3 protein-coding genes are annotated in these 2,140 nt (G+C 72.5%); all 3 read right to left on the reverse strand.

The window, feature by feature from the left end; translation table 11 throughout:
- On the reverse strand, window positions 1–208 hold a 208-nt coding region (locus AC1D01_RS31510; protein WP_477873452.1), incomplete at its 3' end, for a DUF2894 domain-containing protein.
- On the reverse strand, window positions 120–770 hold the full coding sequence (locus AC1D01_RS31515) for an OmpA family protein (RefSeq protein ID WP_477824919.1): 651 nt from the start codon (window positions 768–770) through the stop codon (window positions 120–122). The genes AC1D01_RS31510 and AC1D01_RS31515, both read right to left, overlap by 89 nt.
- Window positions 767–2,140: coiled-coil domain-containing protein (locus AC1D01_RS31520; RefSeq protein ID WP_477873453.1), on the reverse strand; the 1,374-nt coding region annotated here is incomplete at its 5' end. The genes AC1D01_RS31515 and AC1D01_RS31520, both read right to left, overlap by 4 nt.

Genomic DNA, 2,140 nt, shown 5'->3' on the forward strand with positions numbered 1-2,140 from the left:
GCACGCGCCGCGCTGCGCCCTCGTGGTTCGCCGCCCGGCGGGCCAGCGACTCGATGAGGCGGAAGCGCACCGGATCGACCTGCGGCGCTCCGCGCTCGCGCAGCGCCTCGATCGCTGCGTCAACCATGCGACGGTGCCGACGCGGCGCGCGAAGGCCGGGGGGTGGGTGCCATCTCGACGCGCCGGTTGCGCGAGCGGCCGTCGGCATCGGCGTTCGACGCCACCGGCTGCTCCGCGCCGAAGGCCGCCGCGAAGACCGATGCCGACGGCACGCCCTCCTCGATCAGCGTGCGCGTCACCGTCAGCGCGCGCTGGGCCGACAGCTCCCAGTTGTCGGCGAACTGCCGGTTGCCGCCGCGCACCTGGCGGTCGTCGGTGAAGCCGCTGATCATCAGCACCTCGTCGCGCGAGCGCAGGTAGGCGGCGAGCGGCGCGGCCAGGCTCGTCAGCAGCTGCCGGCCTTCGGGCTGCAGGTCGGCCGAATTGAAGGCGAACAGCACGCTGCCGCTGATGCCGATGCGGCCGTGGTCCAGCGTCACCCGGCCCGCGGCGAGCGGTGCGGCCAGCGCGCGCTCCAACGCCTGGCGCCGCTGCTCCTCGAGCTGGTGCTGCTTCACCTCGTTCTCGAGCCGGCTCGCCAGCTCCAGCTGCGCGCCGATCGCGCACAGCAGGATCAGCACGAAGGCGCCGAGCAGGCCGGCCATCAGATCGCCGAAGACGGCCCACACCGGCGTCGTCGATTCCAGGCCCGCGTCGATCTCGTCCATCAGCGCACCGCCGCCGTGGCCGGGGGCGCCGGGGCCACGGGGGCCGCCTTGCCGGAGAGCCGCTGCAGGTCCTCGATGATCTGCTTCTGCGACAGCAGGCTCAGGTCGATGACCTCGCGCGCCTGCGCCACGTAGTAGGCGAGCTGCTCATCGCTGCGCGCCAGCGACTTGCCGAGCGCGCTGTCAATGCGCTGCAGCTGGTTCACCAGCTTGTCGTTCGATTGGCCGAACAGCTCGACCGCCAGGCCGAACGCATCGCCGAGACTCGCGACCTCGACCGCGCTGCCGGTGACCTGCGCGGCCACCGCGGCGAGCTTGTCGGTCTGCGCATCGACCTGTTCGCCGAAGCGGGTGCCGACGCGATCGAGCAGCGCCGCCGACGAGCCGACCAGCGCATCGATCGCGCCGCGCTGCTCGGTGGCGGCCTGCTGCACGGTGTCGAGCAGCGAGCCGAGCGTGCCGAGGATGCGGGCGCGCTCGTCGAGCAGCGTGTTGTCGCGCGCCACGCTGTCGGACAGCTTCTGGCGCAGCTCGACGATCACCTCGGCCGCGGCACGCGGGGCTTCGGAGGCGGCCTGCAGCAAGCGCGCGATCTCGGCGGTGGTCGCCTTGGCTTGCGATTCGGCCTGGGCCGTGATGTCGCGGGCGCTGCGCTCCATCGTCTCGCAGACCTGCTGCTGCTGCGCAAGGCTGCGCGATCCGGCCTGCTGCCATTCGTGCCGCAGCGAAGCGGCCATCGATTCGAGGCTGTCCGCCATCGCGGCCAGGCGTTCCTGTTCTTGCAATGCCGACGCCGATTGCAGATCGGCATGCGATTGCGCCACCGTTCCCAGCAGCGCCGTCGACCGTTGCTCGAAGGCCTGCGCAAAGCCATCGAGCGAGGATTGCCAGGTGCTGGCGAGCGTCGCGTGCAGCGAGGCGGTCTCGCGCGCGACACCGGCCATCGTCGCCTCGACGGCCGGGCCGATCGTGGCGCCGGCCAGGCGGGCGCTCTCGGCCAGGCTCTCCTTCAGCGTGCGATCGACCGACGCGGCGAGCGCGGTGAAGGCCGCCTCGGCCGTGCCGTGGAAGCGCTCCTGGCTGGCCAGCAGGCGGGCGTTCGTCGCCTCGGCTTGCCTCTCCATCGCCTGCATCACCGCGTGCAGGCCCTCGACCAGCGCGGGCATCTGCTCGACCTGGCGCTGCATCAGCTTCAGCGATTCCTCGCGCTGGTGCACCCCCGAGAAGGGGCGCAGCGTGGTGGCGATCTTCGCGTCGAGCGCCTGCAGCGCCTGCACGCGCTCGCGGCGGGCCAGCGCCGACAGCAGGCCGAGTGCGGCCGAGGTGGCGACACCGGCGATCGAGGTGCCGAACGCGACGCCCAGGCCCTGCAC

Source organism: Rhizobacter sp. P3_B12 (assembly GCF_056402895.1).